1 protein-coding gene is annotated in these 674 nt (G+C 57.3%); it reads left to right on the forward strand.

Annotated elements, in window-relative coordinates; translation table 11 throughout:
• Window positions 1–674, forward strand: a 674-nt coding sequence (locus tag EOA24_RS40055; RefSeq protein ID WP_133375057.1) for a M81 family metallopeptidase, incomplete at both ends; no start/stop codon positions are given.

A 674-nucleotide genomic window follows, 5' to 3' on the forward strand; every position in this document is an offset into this window, starting at 1 on the left:
TATTTGTATTGGCTGCAAGGAAAACCCTCATACGGACTTTGTCGAATGTGGCCAGAAAGTTGCAGAACTTCTAATCGAGCAACTTGAGGGGCGTCTAAAACCGGTCACGGTTTCCGCGCGCGTGCCTATGATCCTGCCTGGTGCGGGTGAAACCGGCTCTGGGCCGCTGGCCGAAATCCATGCAAAAGCACGCGAATACGCGGCTCGGCACCTATCGATTAAGGATATCTCGATCTACAACGTGTTCCGCTTTACCGATGATGACGAAATCGGCCAGGTTGTTACGATCTTGAGCAATGGCCCAAGCGCCGACGCTCCTTCCATCGCGGTGGACCTTGCGACACGCTTCTGGGTCGAACGCGAGCGTTTCAAGGACGACCTTCTGACGGTTGATGAGGTCTTTGAGCATGTACGGAGTTCGCCGGACAAGCGGCCCTTCGCGATCGGAGATATGGGCGATCGGGTCGCTGCGGGGGCGCCGGGCGATGGTACCATTTTGCTTTCCGCAGCGCTCGATAGCTATCCGGGACTGCGCGGTGCAGTCCCTATTACGGATCCCGTCGCAGCGGCTCGGGCGATAGAGTCTGGTGTAGGTGCAACTGTTACGCTGTCTGTCGGAGCAGGATTCACGCCGGGTTTCACGCCTCGATTGGTTACTGGACTTGTTGAGCACG

The sequence above is a fragment of the Mesorhizobium sp. M2A.F.Ca.ET.039.01.1.1 genome, assembly GCF_003998035.1.
Classification (GTDB): Bacteria; Pseudomonadota; Alphaproteobacteria; order Rhizobiales; family Rhizobiaceae; genus Mesorhizobium.